A 1,026-nucleotide genomic window follows, 5' to 3' on the forward strand; every position below is an offset into this window, starting at 1 on the left:
TATCCGGCTGATGTTTGAGATGTACGCCCAGCCCACAACTTCCTACGGGGACATTACCCGGTACTTTGCCGAACAGGGGATTTTGTTCCATGGCAAAGAGCTGATACGCCCCACGCTGGCGCAGATGTTACGCAATCCTGTCTATGTGCAGGCAGACCTTGATGTGTACGAATTTTTCAAAAGTCAAGGTACAGTCATTGTCAATGACGTTGCCGATTTTACGGGCATGAACGGCTGCTATCTGTATCAAGGGCGAGATGTAAAGGCCAGCAAGAAAAACGACTTAAAAGACCAAATGCTGGTACTGGCTCCCCATGAGGGTATCGTCCCCTCCGACACCTGGCTGACCTGCCGCAAGAAGCTGATGAACAACATGAAAATCCAGTCTGCCCGGAAAGCCACCCACACATGGCTGGCAGGAAAAATCAAGTGCGGGAATTGCGGGTATGCTCTTATGAGTATCTACAATCCCTCCGGCAAACAGTATCTCCGCTGCACGAAACGGCTGGACAATAAAAGCTGTCCTGGCTGTGGGAAAATCATCACTTCGGAACTGGAAGCGGTTGTTTATCAGCAGATGGTAAAGAAGCTGGCAAGCTACAAGACGCTGACAGGAAAAAAGAAAGCGGCAAAGGCAAACCCGAAAATCACCGCCCTGCAAGTGGAACTTGCCCATGTAGACAGCGAGATTGAAAAGCTGGTGGACAGTCTGACGGGGGCAAACAATGTCCTGTTCTCCTATGTGAATGTGAAGATAGCGGAACTGGACGGGCGCAAGCAGGAACTTCTGGCAAGGATAGCGGAGTTGACTGTGGAGGCCATCAGCCCGGAACAGGTCAGCCAGATTTCCGGCTACCTCGATACCTGGGAGAATGTATCTTTTGATGACAAGCGGCGTGTGGTGGATTTGATGATCACCACCATAGCCGCCACAAGCGACAGCTTGAACATCACATGGAAAATCTGACTGGCGGCACCCCTCCCGTCAGATACCTACCCTGTGTAGTCCCTTGTAAACTGTACTTT

At 51.0% G+C, this 1,026-nt stretch carries 1 protein-coding gene; it reads left to right on the top strand.

The window, feature by feature from the left end; all coding sequences use genetic code 11:
• Positions 1 to 967: recombinase family protein (locus tag ACTNDQ_RS15380; protein WP_441065000.1), on the top strand; the 967-nt coding region annotated here is incomplete at its 5' end.
• Between the last annotated feature and the right edge of the window lie 59 nt (positions 968 to 1,026).

The organism is Blautia massiliensis (ex Liu et al. 2021) (assembly GCF_052064225.1).
Classification (GTDB): domain Bacteria; phylum Bacillota; class Clostridia; order Lachnospirales; family Lachnospiraceae; genus Blautia_A; species Blautia_A fusiformis.